The following is a 16,779-nucleotide window of genomic DNA, read 5'->3' as shown; positions in this document are numbered from 1 at the left end:
CCGGAATCGCACACCTCCACAACATCCTCCTCACCGACTGATCCACAACACCAGCCCCATCAACCACAAGACCAGTTACGAGACATCCCTTAGGCCTCGGTCAGCAGCCGCGTCAGCCGAAGCTCGACGAGCGCCGCGTTGGCAAGACCGTCCCGGGAAAGCCCCACTGCTTCAGCTTCGCCGATCCGCCGTCCGACCGGACGGGCACCCGGGTCCTCGTCCGGATACTCGCGAAGCACCCAACGTCCGGGGACGAGCACATCCTTGTGGACGAAGGCCGGCATCTTCCACGTGTCACGATCCCATCCGGGCGTCCGGCCGAGCACTCGCCAGGTCCCGTCGTGGAGTCCGACGTCGCCGAACATCCCGACCCAGACTGCATCGGCCGGCCACAGGTCGGCCACGTCCCACAGCGAGGGAATCGACGCTCGAGCCGGACCGAAGAAGTATCCGAAAAAGATGGAGTGCGACTTCTTGGTGCTGCGCGCGATCAGCCCGAGGGCAAACGTGCCACCCTCGAGAGGAACCGTGAACCAGTCCCCTTCGCGGTATTTCTGCTTCGCTCCACGCCGCGTCATTCGAGCTCCTCGTTTCGGCTCAAGACAGCAGCTTCGCGAGGACCTGCTCCACGAACCCCGAACCCGCACTGCCCGACTCGGGCAACCCCTGAGCCTCGGCTGCGGTGATCGTACGCCGCGTCGGCCGCTCGCCCGGGTCGTCTCCGGGAAACTCGAGGAGACTGTACCGGCCGGCAAGGGAATCCTTGTGCACGAAGACCGGCATGCGCCAATCGTCCCTGTCCCAGGCCGGAAGCCGCCCGAGTACCGGCCAGCTGCCGTCGTACAGAATGTTCCTGGCTCGCCCCCGCGTCGTGTCACCTGAGCTCTCCGCTGGACTGCGCCGCCACCATCATGGGCGATGCCAGGATTGAGCTTTCAACCAGATCAGGTAGTCATCGAAGATGGCAGCGGTCCCGCGGTGGGCGTCGCGCTTGTCGAAGAACTCGTTCAGCATGGAGAAGAGCAGATCCACCGCGACCTGCTTGCCCTTGCCGGCGGCCTCGTCGCGCCAGCCCGAGGTGCGGTCGGGGAAGGCGAGGTGCAGCACCAATGAGACCCAGCTCAGGTTGTTGCCGCCGCCGACCCGCGGCACGAGCAACTCCGTGAACCCGGTGAGCAACTGGCCGTCGTTGCCGGCGTCGACGCCCAGCAGGAACGTGCAGTAGTCGTGGTAGCTGCCGTCCAGGCCGTACATGTTCGGGCGCCGGTGGATCTCGGTGAACAGCTTGCGGTAGTCCACAGTGGCTTGTCCTTGTCTGCTCCGGGGCGAACATGAGTATGCCCCAGCACTCGAACCACGAATTTGGTGCCCGGCGTGCACGGGAATGGAATCACCCCGTGTTCGACCCGGTTCACCACCGAGGACCGAACGTCCTGGAACGCAGCTTCATTGTTGATCCGCAAGCCTGATCGTGGACAGAAACAGGGCGGCGACGACGAGCAGGAACGCGTCTGCGGGGCCGGAGGTGCCGGCGACGAGCACGACCGCGAGCACGAGGACGATGAGCACGGCTTCGCGACGCGAAATGGTCAACTGGGCCGATGGGGTCTGTTGGGGCGCCACGGGGTCTCCTGTGAACGGACTGCTGCTGCGGATGGCATGGCGGTGGCCGGAGCTTCGGCATGGTTCGCCGGATTTGCCTCGCAGAAGCGGCGTGGGTGGGTAGTTCCTGGGCGAGTGCGGGCGTTGGATCTCTTGCCAGAGACCGTGGCGGCCGTCACTGGGCACCGTCGAGGAGCGCGCGCTCATGTGCGAGGTGGACCGCGTTCGCGCGGTCGTGCGAGCCGAGGATATCGGTGACGTGCGTCCCGGCCTTCTCGGTGAAGGTGCACGGGGCATGTGCGATCGCAGGTTCAGCCAGGCCCTCGGCGACGACCGTCAACACCTCGGGCTCCTGCGCGCTCGGCTGCTCAGCAACCTCGTCCTGCGGCGCCGCTCTCAGCGCGGCCACGCGGTACCGCAGAATGCGGTAGATCCTTCCCGACTCGGCCGACTTGGTGACGCGGTCGAGCTTCGCGCGCACGGTTTCATACGCGGCGGCAGTAACGAGCAGCACGGCGAAGTAGTCGTGCCGCCGCATGGTCGCCAGTGACGAGGTACAGCCATGGGAACCTCCTGATCTCGGTGACTTCGCGGCGGACCGTGGCGGCCCACAGGTCGAGCTGCTCACGCTCGGGCAGCGGACGCGGCCACGGTCGGCTGTTCAGGCGGCAAGCGAACGCAGCGGGCGAGGCGCCGACGCTGCGCGCGTCACGGAATCACCTCGGCGTCGGGGCATCCGCCGGCGACGTCCGGGCCGGGTGAGACTTGGGGCGCCCGACCGGCGGTCGGCGAGCTCGTCGGCTGCCGGGCGCGCGGTGGCCGGCCCGGCGGCCGGCAAGGTTTCCTGTAGAGGTCGCACAGGTATCGCAGCACGCGCAGCGTGTTGTTCGCGTCCGGGAACACACGAGGGGCGTCCGACCAGTCCAGGTGCTTCGTCCCAGGGCGACCTTGTCAAGGTGCGGCTTCTGCCGATCTCGCTCGCCGACGTACAGGCTTCGACTTCGTCGAGCGCCGCCTGAACATCCGTTCGCCGATGAACACTACGCATCGCCCATACGAGCCCGATCGCGTCTGCCGCAGACGAAACTGGACTCAGTCCGGGTGGGTTCGGGCGGTGATGTAATCGCGGAACACCCGCACCGCCGGCAGGAGTGGCTGGCCCGCCGCCCAGACCAGGCCGATCTCGCGATACGCGGGTGGATTCAGCGGGATCTCCACTGTGCCCGGGTTGGGCAAGGGTTCCGATTCCGGGAGGACGGCTACACCGAGCCGGGCGGCGACCATGCCGCGCAGGGTGTCGGCTTCTTCACCTTCGAACGAGATCTTCGGGGCGCATCCGGCGGAGGCGAGGAGGCCGTCGACGATGCGGCGGAGGCCGAAGCCGGGTTTGAGGGCGACGAATTCGAACCGGGCGAGGTCGGCCAGGCGCACGCGGGCACGAGAGGCGAGCGGGTGCCCGGCCGGGACGACCGCCACGAGCGGCTGTTCCGTGAGGGCACGGGATTCCAGGGCGTGGTCGTCGGTGGGCAGGGGTGAAGTGAGCACCAGGTCGGCTTCGCCGGTGTGCAGGTGTTGCAGGATCTCCTCGCCCGAGCCCTGAATGAGGGTGAACCGGACGCCGGGATGTGCGGACCGGAAGCCGGCCAGCAGTTCCGGAACGCGGACGCCGCCCATGGTGTGCAGGAACGCCACGGAGACGTGGCCGCTTCCAGGCGAGGCGTCGGCCAGGGCGGCCCGGTAACCGAGCCGGAGTTCGGCGGCGGCGCTGCGCCCGGATTCGGCGAGGAGCCGGCCGGCGCGGGTGAGCCTGATGCCGCGGCCGGCGCGGCTGAAGACGGGGATGCCCAGCTGGTCGGACAGTTCGGTCAGCCACCGGCTCGCCGTCGGCTGCGGAATCCCGGCGAGCGCCGCCGCGCGCGTGAGGTTGCTCTCCTCGGCGAGTGCTTCCAGAAGCGCGACGCGGGGAGCCAGTTCCGTGATTCTCGCGGTCAGCTGATCGTCCATCAGTTCAATCCACTCGCGGATGAGTCAAGCCAGTATCTCGCATTGGACGAATAATACGCCCGTGCCTACCGTTGCCCCACGTGACAGAGACGCAGACCGAGATCCTGCGACACCTCCGCGGCACGCCCGGCTTCCGGCGCATCACCCTCGCGCTGTTCGCCTCCGGGCTGGCGACCTTCACCACGCTCTACTGCGTCCAGGCGCTGCTCCCCGCGCTGAGCACCGAGTTCCGGCTCAGCCCGGCCGAAGCCAGCCTCGCCGTGTCCTTCGGCACCGCCGGGCTCGCCCTGGGCGTGATCCCCTTGACCGCGCTGTCGGGTGTCGTCGGACGGACGCCCGTGATGACGACTTCGCTGTTCACCGCGGCAGCGCTCGGGGTCGCGCAGGCGTTCAGCCCGAACTTCACGGTGCTGCTCGTGCTGCGGGCGTTGCAGGGGCTCGCGCTCGCCGGGCTGCAGGCGACCGCGATGTCGTACCTGTCCGAGGAGATCGACCGTCGCTCGCTGGGTACGGCGATGGGGCTGTACATCGCGGGCAACGGCATCGGCGGGCTGGCCGGGCGGGTCATCGCCAGCCTGGTGCTCGACGTGTCGGACTGGCGATGGGCGCTCGGGAGCGTCGGGGTCGTCGCGCTCGGCTGCGCGGTGTTGTTCCGGGTGAGCGTGATGCCCTCGGCCTTCTTCGAGCCCAGCCCGCCGCGCGTGCGGCACCTGGCGGCGGCGATCGGCCGGTCGTTCACGGATTCCGGGCTGGTGCGACTGTTCGCGGTCGGCTTCTTGCTGATGGGCTGCTTCGTGACCATCTACAACTACCTGGGTTTCCGCCTGCTGGCCCCGCCCTTCTCGCTGTCCCAGGTCGTCGTCGGGCTGATCTTCGTGGTGTACCTGGCGGGTTCGGCGGCCTCCACCGTCGCCGGCCGGCTCGTCGACACGCTCGGGCGGCCCCGGATGCTGCCCGTCGCCGCGGCGATCACACTGGTCGGGATCGCGCTGATGCTGGCGGATAACCTCGCCGTCGTCGTGGTGGGGCTCGTCGTCACCACCGTCGGCTTCTTCGCGGCGCACTCGGTCGCCAGCGGCTGGGTCGGCCCTCGAGCCGCGACGCTCGGCGTGCAAGGCCCGGCGGTCTACCTGTTCTGCTACTACCTGGGCTCCAGCGTCGGAGGTTCGATCGGAGGACTGGCCTACAGCGCCGATGGGTGGCCGGGAGTCTCGCTCTACGTCGGCGCGTTCATCCTGGTTGTCCTGGTCCTGGCGATCTCGATGCGCAAGCTGGCACCGGCGAAACCCCGGATCACCGCCTGACCGACAAGCTGTCGGCCTGGCCGTCACGGCGGAAACACGCCGATCCCACAGCAGGCGCGGACGGATCACGGAGAAAACCCGCACGCCGAGTCGAACGACGGCTGTCTTTTGTGCGGTGACCATCACTTTGGCCAGTCTCGTGCTCGCCATGCCTCAGTCCACAGCTGCGAGCTACTTCTGTCCGTACCGCGCAATCCATGCCACCGGGCGCCCCTGTCCGGATCTTGCCGATCAGCTCGCCCCTGGCTGGGAACGCGCCAGCGCCACCGGCGTTTACGACCAAATCGCCGACTTCGTCGCCGCCACCGACGTCGCCACCGACGTCGCCACCGGCAACCTCAGCCCCGAACAGCGCGGCCAGTTCGTCGCATTCCGCGGGCCGACCGCGCAAGGCTCCGGCAAGGGGAAGGGTCTGCCCCGGCAATGCGCGCCACACCCTCAACTGTCAGCAACGCACCAGGCTGCACTCCGGCGTGGCTTGACAAGTTCCACAAAGGACACCTCACTCCCGCAACCGGCAATTCTGTCGGTATGCCCGCGTACTGTCTCCGACCATGGCCGACATCCACTACGTGACCGGCGACGCGACCAGCCCCCAGACCGAGGGCCCCAAAATCATCGCCCACATATGCAACGACCGCGGTGGATGGGGTACGGGGTTCGTCCTCGCGATCTCCAAGCGCTGGCCAGAGCCAGAAGCCGCCTACCGCCGCTGGCACCACGACCAGGCCCGCAACGACTTCGAACTCGGAGCGACCCAGCTCGTCCAGGTGACACCTGACGTTTGGGTCGCGAACATGATCGGCCAACACGGGGTCAAGACCAGCCGGAGCTCTGGTCCTCCCATCCGTTACGACGCACTACGCCACTGCCTGCGCCACCTCGCCACACACGCCACCCACCTCACCGCCGGCATCCACATGCCCCGCATCGGCACCGGCTTGGCCGGAGGACGCTGGGACCTCATCGAACCACTCATCATCGACGAACTCATCGGTCACAACATCCCTGTCACCATCTACGACTGGCCGCAACCCGCCCCACGCAAACCCGAGCCAACCGCTTGACAAATATCCCCCATGATCGTTCGTCGACCGGATCGCCACTCCCGGCGCGGCGAACGTAGTTTGCGGACCCGAAGCGCTCTCCGGCCAGAACTTGTTACTTGCAACGACACCACTGACAGCCACGGCACCGGGAAGCGCAGCAGGACACTGGGAAGAGTTTCCACAGTCGCCGTTATTTCCCCTCGCAGCTACGATAATGGCCCCGCGTTACAGTGCGTGCTCCACAGCCGCATGAATTCCCGGATCTGGATCAAGGGCACCTTCTGATACGTCGATAATCTTTGCGCCTTGGGTCGACTGCGAAGTCGGCCGCTCCGGCAGATGCATGATGTGGAGCTAAAGGTGCCTGTGGGTGTTCTCAGACGACAGCTTCTCGTCGACCAGACGCCTCCAGTCGGGCAGCAGCTCCCGGACGTCGTCCAGCGCGACCGGCTCCTGGGTGATCAGGAGATCGACCGTACGTGCGGCGCCCTTTGGAGTTCAAGCGCTGTACGGGACACCCAGAAGCAATAACCGCAGGTAGTGGGCCGGGTCGGGCTCGAACCGACGGCCAAGGGATTATGAGTCCTCCTGGGGCCAGCGATGTGCTGACCTGCGAAAACGCAGGTAATCGGCGAGCGTTCCGGCCATAATCCCTTGGGTTTGGCAGGATCCCCCGAATAGGGGATCAGAGCCAGCGCAAACCGTACCCTCGCCGAGCTGCGCCCGCCGAGCGTGGAGCACGTCGCAGCCCATCGCGAGCAACCGCAGGCCGGCCATCGAACGCTGTGGTCGCGACCACCAGCGCCCCGAAGAATGAGGCGCCGACCGCTCGCCCCGACGCGGAGCACAGCACCGCGACCGAACCCTTGTCGCGCTACAAATCACCAATGCCCGCTTGCCCGCTGGCCGCAGCGCTCACACAGAACACTTAGCTAATCACATCTCCGGTACTCGAGGAACGTCATGACCGCCTGGAACGCCGTCCCCGATTCCCGCGACTACGAGCCCTACCTGCGTCGCGTTTTACGCCACCACTGTGAACACGCTGCCACTCGTCGCGACCGCGGTCTACAGGCTCGAGGGTCACCCGTTGCGGCAGGCCCCTCACGACATCCCCGCGAGAGCGGCCCAGTCGACTCTTCGGAGCGCCACGGGCCGCTCCGCGCGGGTTCGGTCGCTGGGGGCTGGGGACCACATCGGCAACGCCGAAAGCTTGGTCTCGGGGTTTCCTCAGCGTGGATCTGGCCGCCGAGATCGCACTCCCGTGCGCAGAAACCGCGCCGCGTCGCGGCGCTTGGACTGCAGGCTCAGCGCGCCTGGGCCGAGACCTGTTTGGGTCGGGGCAGGACCTCTTCCGAGGGCACGATGAAGGTCTCGATCGCGATCTTGCGGCCCGAAACAGCACGGTTGACCGGACTACCTCGGACGCGCGCCGTCTGCGTCGACACCACTTACTCGATCAGTATTTGGCCAGGTCCTGCACGATTGGGCCGGAGATGGGCACGCGAAACCACCACCACCCCCGACCGGCGAGGTCGATCCGAGCAATCTTCGCGATGCGGTCGCCCGGGTCGTCGGTAGTGAAGGACCGGAACAGGTCATCGCCCGCCGTGACGTACCGACGGACCTTGTCAGCGAGCCCGGGCCTGAGCCGGCGGAGTGCGTCCTCCACAAAGTCGCGCATGAAGAGCGCCCCGGCCAGGTCATGCTCGGTCCAGACACTGCGATCGGCATGAGGTAGCCCGCGATCTCGGTCGAGCTTCTCGACGTGCAGCGACCAAGCTCGACTCAAGCCGATAGCGTCAGGCTTGCCATTGTCGCCCGGCTCGGGCTTGTTCTCCGCGATCTCGGCGAGCTCGTCATCGGTAAACAACGCCCGGACCTCTTCGGGCAGGTCATCGTGCATGGGCGGCAGCAGCGTCGTAACCCTTACGGGTGGCACTAAAGGCATCGTGGTCGACCATGCTCGAGACAGTAGTTCCTGGCCCCGAGGCGAGCCCAGCCCTAGTCCGGAGAAGCACGCCACCCCTCACCGGGTTCGCACTTCTGGCAGCGGAAACACTTCTTCGACACCTGCTCGTCCTCGGCCATGCCCGCTCCCCTGTTCGCTGTCACCGTGGTTCACGACGCCCGTAAGCCCGCGTCGATGCGTCGCCATGTCCGACAGGTGGCCCACAGATGTGGCGTGCACGGCACTCGGCAGCGAGACGTTTCATGCGGAGACCGGCATCACCGAATGTGCACCACTTCTCTCACTGGTCGGCACGCTTCAGCTCCAAATCGTGGCGCTACCGCGGCTCGTGGCGGGGTCGGGCAGGGGCCAGCTGCCGACCCCAGCCAGCAGTAGTACGGACTGACCAACGTCCACATCGGTGGGGACCCACGCGTCAGTAGTTCAGCACGAAAAGGAGCTGGACGCACCAGTTGCCGTAGATGTTGGTGGCCTGCACCGAGCCGCTGATGTCCTTTCCGGACAGCGAACCGCCGAGGTGCGCGACGAGGGTCGAGCTGCCGCTGTAGTCCTTCACCGTCAGCTGCGGCTGCCCGCCGGTGACCTTGCCGATGTCGTCCTTCAAGAGGTCCATGCCCTGGCAACCCATGGCGAGGGCGCCGGCAGCGTCCTTGGCGTTGAGCTTGGCCACGAAGTCACCGACGAACTGTTTGCCGTCGGCCTGTGAGGAGCCGCCGGTGCCGGGGGCGGCGGTCTCACCGGTAGGCAGGCTCGACTCCGTCGGCTGCGGCCGCGCCGTCTGCCCAAGCGAGGCGGGGTTCTGCGTCTGTGCAGCGGTGCTCGAGGAGCCCTTGCTCAGGAAGAAACCCGGTGCGACGAACCCGGTGACGCCGAGTGCCACCACGACCACCACCACGGCCACTGCGATGCCGATCCACAACCCGGTGTTGTTGTTCTTCGGCGGCTGTGGGCCGCCGCCGTAACCTCCGCCGTACGGCTGGTTCGGGCCCCAGGCCGGCTGCTGGTACGGCTGGGTTCCCGGATAGGGCTGTGCGTACTGCTGGGCGTTCGAGGCCTGCCCGGACTGCTGACCTGGCTGCTGCTGGGCGTTGGGGACCCATCCCGGCTGCCCGCCCGGGCCGGGTTGTTGCCAGCCCTGGCCGTAGGGGCCGGGCCGGCCGCCCTGCCCGGGCTGCGGTGGGTAAGTCATCGCCGGTTCCGCCTTCCTGCTGCACCGTCTCGCGCCATGGTCTGATGACTGGCGGCGTCGGCGGTTCTCCCCCCGCCCCACGTGATCAGCATTCTGCAAGGTCGGACGGCCCGGCACCAAAGGAGGGCTTCCGGTCACAGACCAACTCGACCAGCCTGAGCCTGAACCACCGATGATCTGGTAACACGGCATCGCCGATCTTCGCCTGAACAACCGAGCGGCCATTCCCAACCGTGCACGACCTCGCCGGCAGGCCGTCCCCCAACCTGCCGGCGAGGTCTTCCCCGGCGCTGCGCCCACACGAATCGACGTCCGCGCAGCACGCTTCGAGGCCCTCGTTCGCCTGCAAGGCGACAGCCAGCAGTCCAACCCATTACTATACGAGTTCGACATTCACAGTCCGTGACGATACGCGTGCTGATCAGAAGGAACGTGGCACCTCAGACCGGTACGGTCAGGATGCCGTCGTCGGTGGTGGCAGCACGTCCAGGGATCACCGCGCCCCACCCTGACATAGGCTCAGGAGCCAGCGAACTCAGCCGACAGCTTGCTGCCGAGGTCTGCTGCGACATCCAGGTCGCCCCCAGCCCTAGAACGATCACCCGCCTGGGGAGAGAAGCCTCGCCGCCGCGCAATGCCTACGGCACAGCGAGTTCTGTCGGCGGTGGCCGAGCGATTGATTCGGCGAGTTAACTGGTTGCCCGAGAGGTCGGCGCGGATCATCTGAAATGTCCATACAAGCTTGGCGCGACTCTGCGGGTTCTGGCCGTCCAGCCGCCGATTTTCCGGACCTACGCGCAACGGACACCGGCTGGCCAGTGGCTTCTCGGTGGCTCTTCAAAACCGAAGGCCGCCACGTCCGCGCTGATCCACTCCCAACCCCAGGCGATGTCGAGTGTCCAGGTCATCAGCTGCATGCCGGCGCTCCCCGCACCGGCCACCACAGCGAGCCGCTCGCGCCGGTGCGACAGCAGCCGCGCCCCTCGCCGCACAACTGCCCAATATCGCCTGATAGGCCTGCACGAAATTCGATACGTATCCTCAGATTGCGACAATCGACCCCACAGATCTTGACAAGAGGCCGGTTCTAGCAGTGACGCGGTTCACACGTCGTGAAATCCGGAAACCTGTCAACTATGATCTTGTGGTTCGAGGTATTGACGTAAGCCCCGCCGGCGATCACCGACGACGTTCTCCACCACATCTTCCCGTTGAAAGTTGACACCGCTGGCGCTAGGTTCGGTTTGTTTCACCGCCACCTCGTGAACTGTCGCGGTGTTAGCACTGGCATCTGGCAGAGTGCGGACTCTAGAAGAGGATGCTGCCATGGACGGGATCGCTGATCTGGGCGGTACGCCGGGCTGGGGCCCGGTCCACCCACCGAGGCCCGACGAGCCGATCTTCCCTGAGCCGTGGAGCGGCCGGGCCATGGCTCTGGCTTTGCTCTCGATCGGGGTGGCTGGGATGAACGTCGACGCGTCCCGGCACGCGGTGGAGAGACTGGATCGCGCCGCGTACCTGGACGACACGTACTTCGGCCGCATGCTCAACGGCGCGGAGGTGATGCTCACCGACAGCGCGATTCTGCAGCCGGGGGCGATCGACGCTCGCGCGCGGAACCTGCGCGGCGAAAACGTCGAGGAGCCGCCGGTCCCGGTACCGCACAAGCCGGACTACGCAGCGACCGCACCGGGCGCGGAGCGCACCGTCGACGTCTCGCCGGCCTTCGCGCCCGGCGAGTGCGTGCGAGCGAAGAACATCTCGCCGGCCGGGCATACCAGGCTCGCCCGGTATGTGCGCGGGCACGTGGGTGTGGTCGAGTCGATCCAGCTCGCGGCGGTCTTCCCGGACACCAACGCGCACTTCCTGGGTGAAAATCCACAGTATGTCTACACGGTGCGATTCGAGTCGGGCGAGCTGTGGCCTCCCGGGCCCGGCACCGACGCCGAAGCGTTCGCCGTCACCATCGAACTGTACGAGAGCTATCTGGAGAAAGTTGCATGACCAGCGAAGAATCGGCCGAGCGCTTGCCCCCGTCGCTGCGCACCGAGGCGCTCGAACAGCTGCTCACCGAGCGGGGCCTGATCGACCCCGCCGTGATCGACAGCATCATCGCCAGGTACGAGACCAGCGTAGGCCCGCTCAACGGCGCGAAGGTGGTCGCGAAGGCGTGGACCGACCCGGAGTACCGCCGCCGGCTGCTCGAGGACGGCACAGCCGCGATCGGGGAGCTCGGTTTCCCGGGGCCGCAGGGTGATCACATATCCGTCGTGGAGAACACCGAGAAGTCGCACAATGTCGTGGTATGCACGCTGTGCTCGTGTTACCCGTGGTCGTTGCTGGGGCTGCCGCCGGGCTGGTACAAGGATCCGGCCTACCGGGCCCGGGTGGTTCGTGAGCCGCGGAAGGTGCTGGCGGAGATGGGGCTGGAGCTCGAAGACGACGTGCAGATCACGGTGCACGACTCCAGCAGCGAGGTGCGCTGGCTGGTGTTGCCGGAGCGCCCGGCCGGCACCGAGGGCCTCTCCGAGGAGGAGCTCGTTTCGCTGGTGACGCGGGATTCGATGGTGGGGGTCGCGAAGGTGGCGGTAGCGTGACCACGCCGCTGGACATTGACGGCCCCGCGGCGCCACCGCGGAGCAACGGCGAGCTGTTGTTCGCCGAGCCGTGGGAGAGCCGGGCTTTCGGGGTTGCCGTCACCCTGCACGAATCAGGTGTTTTCCCGTGGTCGGACTTCCAAGCCGCTTTGATCGCGCGCATTGCCGCCTGGGAGGCCGCGCCGTCCGACGAGTGGAGCTACTACCGGCATTGGCTCGCCGCGCTCGAGGATGTGCTGGTCGACAAAGGCACATTGGCCGCCGGTGATGTAGAGGGCGTATCGCGCCTGCTGGCCGAACGTCCCGCCGGTCACGATCATCCCCACCCGCGCTGAGCATCCTCGGCCGATCGGCGAGACCGGCTAGCAATTCAGCCGACCCGCGATGAACGCCCGCGACTTGGTCACCTCGCCGACCACAGAACGCACCAGCACGCTCGAGACCCGTCAGGGCGAACACGCCGTCAAGCTGGCAGCCGCAGTTCCGCGCCCGACCAACCGCCACCCCGCACGCGATGCAGCCGGTTGGCCTCGTCGGCGGTGAACGAGGCACGTCACTTGCCCGCGTGGTCTCCGACACTGACCGACCTCTCCGGGTTCCCGCGCGCGGTGCATTCCCGCTTAGTGGTCAACCGCCAACACGGCGCCAGACCCAGCATCACCACGCACCACATCCACGCCACGGTGGCCGACAGCGCACCACGACTCAACGCCTGCCGACATACAACCCTCGAGTCCAAGGTTCGAGCCCGTGCCGGCAAAGCAACGCAGTCATGGGCGCGACGTCTCCCCGCTTGGTCCCTTTCGCTGGTCGGGTCTGCCCAGACTTCGGTTGACACCGGAGCTGGCTGTTTCTCAGGCCGCTGCTGCGGTGGTGTAGATGGTCTCAAACTCGACCGGGGTGAGCTTGCCCAGGGCGCGTTGGCGGCGTTCGCGGTGGTACTTCTCCAGGACACGATCGCCAACCTCAGCTCCTCGCGGGTCTCCCAACGACGCGTGTCGAGAACGTTCTTTTGCAGCAAGGAAAAGAACGATTCCATCGCGGCGTTGTCACCACAGGCGCCGACCCTGCCCATCGACCCGGTCAGCGCATGGCTGCGCAGCAGGGACCGGTAGGCCGCCGACCGGAACTGGGCGCCGCGGTCGGAGTGGACCACGACATCCCGCGGGTCGCGCAGGGCAATCGCGTTGCGCAGCGCGCTGAGGGCGAGCGAGGCTCGCATGTGCGAGGCGATGGAGTATCCGACGATCTTGTTGGAGTAGCAGTCCTTGACCGCACACAGATACAGCTTGCCCTCGCCGGTGGGGTGCTCGGTGATATCGGTCGCCACTTGGTGTTCGGTGCGGTGGCGGTGAAGTCGCGGCGCACGAGGTCGTCGTGCACCGGCGGCCCCGCCTTGCGGGAACGTCCTTTCTTCTTGGCGTGCAGCGAGAAGATCTGCTGCATCGAGCAGATCCGCCACACCCGGTTCTCCGAGGCGGTGAACCCGCGCCGGGCGAGTTCGTCGGCGATGAACCCGGTAACCGTCGGCCGGGTCGTCGGCGTGGATGTCGAGCGCGGCGTCGATCAGATGCGCGTCGTCCCAGTCCCGCTGACAGACCGGGGACGACTGCCACTTGTAGTAGGCCTGCCGGGAGATGCCCAGCACCCTGCACGTCACCGCGGCCGACACCCGCACACGGGCGCCGACCGCAGCCAGTTCACGGACGAGCGGGAAGGCTATTTTCCCGGCAGATTGCCCTGCGCCAGGTAGGCCGTGGCCTTGCGCAGGACCTCGTTCTCCTGCTCCAGCAACCGGTTCCGCTTCCGCAGTTCCCGCAGCTCAAAGGACTCCTCGCCGGTCACGCGGGGCCGGGTGCCGTCCTCGATGTCGGCGGAGCGCAGCCAGTTGGCCAGACAGGACTCGGAGATTCCGAAATCTTTGGCGACCTGCTTCAACGGGGCCTCGCCACAGCGGGCCACGGCCACGACGTCGTCACGGAACTCGCGGGGGCAGGGCTTGGGCACGGTGACATCCTTCCAGGTGAGGCCGAAACCTCACAGGTGAGGTGTCAACCAGACCCTGGGCAGACCCCTACCGCTCTCACGCCTGGCGCCACGCCTGCACCGAACTCGGTATCACCGCCAAACACACCCGCCCCTACCGGCCACAAACCAACGGCAAGATCGAACGCTTCCACCGCACCCTGGCCGACGGCTGGGCCTACGCCCGCCACTACACCTTCGAAACCCAGCGCCGACAAGCACTACCCGGATGGCTGCACTCCTACAATCACCACCGACCCCACAGCGCCAGCGGAGGCCAACCACCCATCACCCGACTGACCAACCTCCCTGGACATCACAGCTAACCAGCCAGTTCGTCGTCACGATGCCCTCTCGGCGTGGTCTCCGACTAGCCGGGATGGGCTCGCCTCGCAACCTGCGCGCCGCAGGCTGGCCGGTGAGGTTGAACGGGAAGGTGAACCAAAGCCAGCAGATGTCGCCGCGGCTGCAGGTCGAGCGGCGAGCGGACAGCCGGATGGATCCCTCCCGTGCCAGGATGCCCGGATGGATGCCGCACGCGGTCTGGCGCAGTTCGGACAGCGTCCCGGCGGCTTCGCTGGCATGGTCGCCGAGCTCGGCGGCCAGTTCGGCGAGTTCCGTCGGCACCAGCGCTTCGCCACGCATAGCCGCAATGCCAGCGTGACCAGCCGCTGCTGGGCGCCGTCGCAAAGGTCCCGCTCGATGCACCGGCGCGCTTGATCGGCCGCCGTCAGGTCGCATTGTTAGAGCGGCGGATCGGCGCCTGAGCTAAGACGGAAAGCCCCGGCCGGTGCCGGGGCTTTCCACTCGTTGAGTGCGTTACTTGGTGGTTGCGTCGACCGCGCTGAGGATGATGTCGGTGACCTTGTCGGGCCGCGAGACCAACACGGCGTGCGAGGCTTCCGGGACGACGACCGTGTGCGCGTGGGCGCGCTTGGCCATCCACTCCTGCGCCGCCGGCGGGATGTTCTTGTCACCGGTCGGGATCAGGCTCCACGAGGGGATGTTCTTCCACGCGCCCGGGCCCGAGGCGTCGTTCAGGCCCGCCGCGGCGATCGGCCGCTGCTCGACGGCCATCAGGCGCGCCTGCGCCGACGGGACGTCGGCTGCGAACTGCTTCGGGAACAGGTCCTGCTTCACGTAGAGGTCGGTCTCGCCACCAGGAAGGGCGACCTGCTGGAGTGTGTCACCCAGCGTGCTGCCCGGGAACTTCGCGGACAGCTCAGCCGCGGACTCGCCCTGGTCGGGAAGGAAGGCCGCGATGTAGACGAGCGCCTGCACCTTGGGGTCGTTCAGCGCAGCGGCACTGATCACCGAGCCGCCGTAGGAGTGCCCGACCAGCACGACCGGGCCGTCGACGCTGTCCACCAGCGCCTTGATGTAGGCCCCGTCGGACGCGACACCGCGCAGCGGGTTGGCGGCCGCGATCACGGGGTAACCGAGCCGCTCGAGCCGCTCGACCGCACCGTTCCAGCTCGACGCGTCGGCGAACGCCCCGTGCACCAGCACGATCGTCGGCTTCACCTTGTGGCTTCCGTGCTGCGGCGTCCCCTGCCCCTGCGACGCCGCCGACGACGGCACGGCGGCGAACACCGCGGCCGCGGCCAGCGCCATCGTCGCGGCGACGATCTTCGTGAGGCGGGTACGTGTGCGCATCTCTGACTCCTCGGAATTCGGACTTCTTACTTACTTCTGAATGGTACAACTTAATTGTGTACAATCAGTTGACCCTGGCGGAACAGGGCCCAAAGGGCACGAACGCGGCACTTCCGTCTTCCGATCCCGAGAGCGACCAGCCATCTCTGCGCCGAGCCGCGTTTCGACAACGCAGTCGCCGAGTCAATCCTCGCTACTCTCAAACCGAGATCGGCACAACCATGGGCCGTCCACAACGTGACCCGACAAGCAGTGCTCACCCACTCAGCAACCACCACCGTCTCCAGTGAACACTCGACTATCCGAGTCGCACGAAACACGTGTCAACTAACGTGAAGACAACACCCGGCGACATGAAATCCCAGTGCCGCACCTTGGGGAAAATTCAACCCAAGAGTGAAACAATCAACGACACTAAGAGCGTGTCTCAGTAGGGGCTTGGCTGGTCGTGGTGGATGATCTTGGGTTGTGGATGATCTGTCTCGGCGGCTGGTGCCGGATGAGTTGTGGGCGCTGGCGGAGCCGCTGATTCCGGAGCACGGGGTTCGTCCGCAGGGTGGTGGACCCGTGCGGGTGGATGACCGGGCGGTGTTCACGGCGATCGTGTTCGTGTTGACCAGCGGGTGCGCGTGGCGGTATCTGCCGCCGTCGTTCGGGATCACCGTGCCGACCGCGCATCGTCGGTTCACCGAATGGACCAAGGCCGGTCTGTGGCCTCGGCTGCATCGCGCGGTCCTCGACGAACTCGGCGGTCAGGGCATGATCGACTGGTCTCGGGCGGTCTACGACGGAGCCTCCGTTCGAACCAAAAAAGGGGACCCATGACCGGCCCCAACCCGGTCGATCGTGGCAAGAGCGGCTCGAAGATCCATGTCCTGTCCGACTGTGCCGGGCTGCCCCTGTCGGTAGCGGTGTCCGCGGCCAATACCAACGACTCCTATGCCCTCAAACCGCTGCTCATGGCCATTCCCGCGATCAAATCCCGACGTGGCCCCCGCCGGCGCAAACCGGGGAAACTACACGCCGACAAGGTCTACGACCAGGCTGACTTGCGGAAGTGGGTTCGCGACCGCGGCATCGAGGTCCGCATCGCCCGCAAGGGCATCGAGTCGAGCAAGAAGCTCGGCAAACATCGCTGGGTCATCGAACGATCCATCGCCTGGCTGTTCGACTACCACCGCCTCACCACCCGATACGACCGCCACGCCAACCACTTCTGCGCCTTCCTCACCCTCACTGCCACCCTCACCTGCTACAAGAAACTCACCTACTGAGACATTGTCTAATACTGCAACGACACTTCGTTATGAATCGACCGGCGTGTCGGTTAGGCTCGGGTTCGACGGTCGTGTAGTTGATCTTGTGTGCTGGAGATGGTGAC

Annotated in this window: 18 protein-coding genes and 1 pseudogene; 7 read left to right on the top strand and 12 right to left on the bottom strand. The window is 66.6% G+C overall.

Annotated features, from left to right (window positions below; all coding sequences use genetic code 11):
- Positions 1-89: 89 nt before the first annotated feature.
- From ACFY1H_RS49505 to ACFY1H_RS49480, 6 genes are all read right to left on the bottom strand, one after another.
- Positions 90-578: an Imm26 family immunity protein gene (locus ACFY1H_RS49505; protein WP_386956779.1), complete on the bottom strand. Its 489-nt coding sequence runs from the start codon at positions 576-578 to the stop codon at positions 90-92.
- Between the two features lie 19 nt (positions 579-597).
- Positions 598-783 (bottom strand): hypothetical protein, encoded by a 186-nt coding sequence (locus ACFY1H_RS49500; protein ID WP_366589916.1) that lies wholly within the window; start codon positions 781-783, stop codon positions 598-600.
- A 126-nt stretch (positions 784-909) separates the two neighbouring features.
- A complete protein-coding gene (locus tag ACFY1H_RS49495; RefSeq protein WP_386956778.1) occupies positions 910-1,299 on the bottom strand; it encodes a hypothetical protein in 390 nt (129 codons plus the stop codon).
- Between the two features lie 147 nt (positions 1,300-1,446).
- On the bottom strand, positions 1,447-1,623 hold the full coding sequence (locus ACFY1H_RS49490) for a hypothetical protein (protein ID WP_366589911.1): 177 nt from the start codon (positions 1,621-1,623) through the stop codon (positions 1,447-1,449).
- A 154-nt stretch (positions 1,624-1,777) separates the two neighbouring features.
- Positions 1,778-2,140 (bottom strand): hypothetical protein, encoded by a 363-nt coding sequence (locus ACFY1H_RS49485; RefSeq protein WP_386956777.1) that lies wholly within the window; start codon positions 2,138-2,140, stop codon positions 1,778-1,780.
- A 554-nt stretch (positions 2,141-2,694) separates the two neighbouring features.
- Positions 2,695-3,606 carry a LysR family transcriptional regulator gene (locus ACFY1H_RS49480; RefSeq protein ID WP_386956776.1) on the bottom strand — a complete coding sequence of 304 codons (912 nt, stop codon included), beginning with the start codon at positions 3,604-3,606 and terminating at the stop codon, positions 2,695-2,697.
- A gap of 80 nt (positions 3,607-3,686) precedes the next feature.
- Here ACFY1H_RS49480 and ACFY1H_RS49475 point away from each other — a divergent pair, with 80 nt between their 5' ends.
- Both ACFY1H_RS49475 and ACFY1H_RS49470 read left to right on the top strand, forming a co-directional pair.
- Positions 3,687-4,910 carry an MFS transporter gene (locus ACFY1H_RS49475; protein ID WP_386956775.1) on the top strand — a complete coding sequence of 408 codons (1,224 nt, stop codon included), beginning with the start codon at positions 3,687-3,689 and terminating at the stop codon, positions 4,908-4,910.
- Between the two features lie 554 nt (positions 4,911-5,464).
- Entirely contained in the window at positions 5,465-5,977 is a 513-nt protein-coding gene (locus tag ACFY1H_RS49470; RefSeq protein ID WP_386956774.1) for a macro domain-containing protein, read from the top strand.
- A 1,441-nt stretch (positions 5,978-7,418) separates the two neighbouring features.
- On the opposite strand, the gene ACFY1H_RS49465 is transcribed toward ACFY1H_RS49470, so the two are convergent.
- Together ACFY1H_RS49465 and ACFY1H_RS49460 are read right to left on the bottom strand one after the other, a co-directional pair.
- Positions 7,419-7,865: a hypothetical protein gene (locus tag ACFY1H_RS49465; protein ID WP_386956773.1), complete on the bottom strand. Its 447-nt coding sequence runs from the start codon at positions 7,863-7,865 to the stop codon at positions 7,419-7,421.
- Positions 7,866-8,346: 481 nt separating this feature from the next.
- Positions 8,347-9,120 carry a hypothetical protein gene (locus ACFY1H_RS49460; protein WP_386956772.1) on the bottom strand — a complete coding sequence of 258 codons (774 nt, stop codon included), beginning with the start codon at positions 9,118-9,120 and terminating at the stop codon, positions 8,347-8,349.
- Between the two features lie 1,326 nt (positions 9,121-10,446).
- Between ACFY1H_RS49460 and nthB the strand changes: the two genes are divergently transcribed.
- From nthB to ACFY1H_RS49445, 3 genes are read left to right on the top strand one after another with little or no spacing between them, the layout of a single operon-like run.
- Positions 10,447-11,124, top strand: a complete 678-nt coding sequence (nthB, locus tag ACFY1H_RS49455; protein ID WP_386956771.1) for a nitrile hydratase subunit beta — start codon at positions 10,447-10,449, stop codon at positions 11,122-11,124.
- Complete coding sequence (nthA, locus tag ACFY1H_RS49450) at positions 11,121-11,717, top strand: nitrile hydratase subunit alpha (RefSeq protein ID WP_386956770.1); 597 nt, start codon at positions 11,121-11,123, stop codon at positions 11,715-11,717. Before nthB ends, nthA begins: the two co-directional genes overlap by 4 nt.
- Positions 11,714-12,052, top strand: a complete 339-nt coding sequence (locus tag ACFY1H_RS49445; RefSeq protein ID WP_386956769.1) for a nitrile hydratase accessory protein — start codon at positions 11,714-11,716, stop codon at positions 12,050-12,052. The genes nthA and ACFY1H_RS49445 overlap by 4 nt, the downstream gene beginning before the upstream one ends.
- A gap of 218 nt (positions 12,053-12,270) precedes the next feature.
- Here the strand turns inward: ACFY1H_RS49445 and ACFY1H_RS49440 are convergent, their stop codons facing one another.
- Both ACFY1H_RS49440 and ACFY1H_RS49435 read right to left on the bottom strand, forming a co-directional pair.
- Positions 12,271-13,365, bottom strand: coding sequence for an IS3 family transposase (locus ACFY1H_RS49440; protein WP_386956768.1), 1,095 nt, complete (start codon positions 13,363-13,365; stop codon positions 12,271-12,273).
- Positions 13,366-13,436: 71 nt separating this feature from the next.
- The gene (locus tag ACFY1H_RS49435) at positions 13,437-13,724 is read right to left on the bottom strand and encodes a transposase (RefSeq protein WP_386956767.1); all 288 of its coding nucleotides are present in this window, start codon (positions 13,722-13,724) and stop codon (positions 13,437-13,439) included.
- A gap of 68 nt (positions 13,725-13,792) precedes the next feature.
- Here ACFY1H_RS49435 and ACFY1H_RS49430 point away from each other — a divergent pair.
- Positions 13,793-14,068 (top strand): annotated as a pseudogene (locus ACFY1H_RS49430) (integrase core domain-containing protein); the annotation flags it as partial.
- Here ACFY1H_RS49430 and ACFY1H_RS49425 read toward each other — a convergent pair.
- Positions 14,031-14,387: a hypothetical protein gene (locus tag ACFY1H_RS49425; RefSeq protein WP_386956766.1), complete on the bottom strand. Its 357-nt coding sequence runs from the start codon at positions 14,385-14,387 to the stop codon at positions 14,031-14,033. The pseudogene ACFY1H_RS49430 and the gene ACFY1H_RS49425 overlap by 38 nt on opposite strands.
- Before the next feature lie 174 nt (positions 14,388-14,561).
- A complete protein-coding gene (locus ACFY1H_RS49420) occupies positions 14,562-15,398 on the bottom strand; it encodes an alpha/beta fold hydrolase (RefSeq protein WP_386956765.1) in 837 nt (278 codons plus the stop codon).
- 477 nt (positions 15,399-15,875) lie between these two features.
- Between ACFY1H_RS49420 and ACFY1H_RS49415 the strand changes: the two genes are divergently transcribed.
- Positions 15,876-16,672 (top strand): IS5 family transposase gene (locus tag ACFY1H_RS49415; RefSeq protein ID WP_386956780.1). Its coding sequence is split into 2 segments (ribosomal slippage): positions 15,876-16,217 and positions 16,220-16,672, totalling 795 coding nucleotides; the frame shifts between segments, so codons are not numbered across the junction.
- Positions 16,673-16,779 lie beyond the last annotated feature (107 nt).

Origin of the sequence: Amycolatopsis sp. NPDC001319 (genome assembly GCF_042896185.1) — a bacterium.
Classification (GTDB): domain Bacteria; phylum Actinomycetota; class Actinomycetes; order Mycobacteriales; family Pseudonocardiaceae; genus Amycolatopsis.
The sequence above is the reverse complement of the archived record's forward strand: the minus strand, read 5'-3'. Positions and strand labels throughout refer to the sequence as shown.

Coding starts and splice junctions, on each gene's coding strand:
- ACFY1H_RS49500 (WP_366589916.1), bottom strand. CDS start 783: ATGCCGGTCTTCGTGCACAAGGATTCCCTTGCCGGCCGGTACAGTCTC.
- ACFY1H_RS49480 (WP_386956776.1), bottom strand. CDS start 3,606: ATGGACGATCAGCTGACCGCGAGAATCACGGAACTGGCTCCCCGCGTC.
- ACFY1H_RS49505 (WP_386956779.1), bottom strand. CDS start 578: ATGACGCGGCGTGGAGCGAAGCAGAAATACCGCGAAGGGGACTGGTTC.
- ACFY1H_RS49485 (WP_386956777.1), bottom strand. CDS start 2,140: ATGCGGCGGCACGACTACTTCGCCGTGCTGCTCGTTACTGCCGCCGCG.
- ACFY1H_RS49460 (WP_386956772.1), bottom strand. CDS start 9,120: ATGACTTACCCACCGCAGCCCGGGCAGGGCGGCCGGCCCGGCCCCTAC.
- nthA (WP_386956770.1), top strand. CDS start 11,121: ATGACCAGCGAAGAATCGGCCGAGCGCTTGCCCCCGTCGCTGCGCACC.
- ACFY1H_RS49465 (WP_386956773.1), bottom strand. CDS start 7,865: ATGCACGATGACCTGCCCGAAGAGGTCCGGGCGTTGTTTACCGATGAC.
- nthB (WP_386956771.1), top strand. CDS start 10,447: ATGGACGGGATCGCTGATCTGGGCGGTACGCCGGGCTGGGGCCCGGTC.
- ACFY1H_RS49425 (WP_386956766.1), bottom strand. CDS start 14,387: ATGCGTGGCGAAGCGCTGGTGCCGACGGAACTCGCCGAACTGGCCGCC.
- ACFY1H_RS49470 (WP_386956774.1), top strand. CDS start 5,465: ATGGCCGACATCCACTACGTGACCGGCGACGCGACCAGCCCCCAGACC.
- ACFY1H_RS49420 (WP_386956765.1), bottom strand. CDS start 15,398: ATGCGCACACGTACCCGCCTCACGAAGATCGTCGCCGCGACGATGGCG.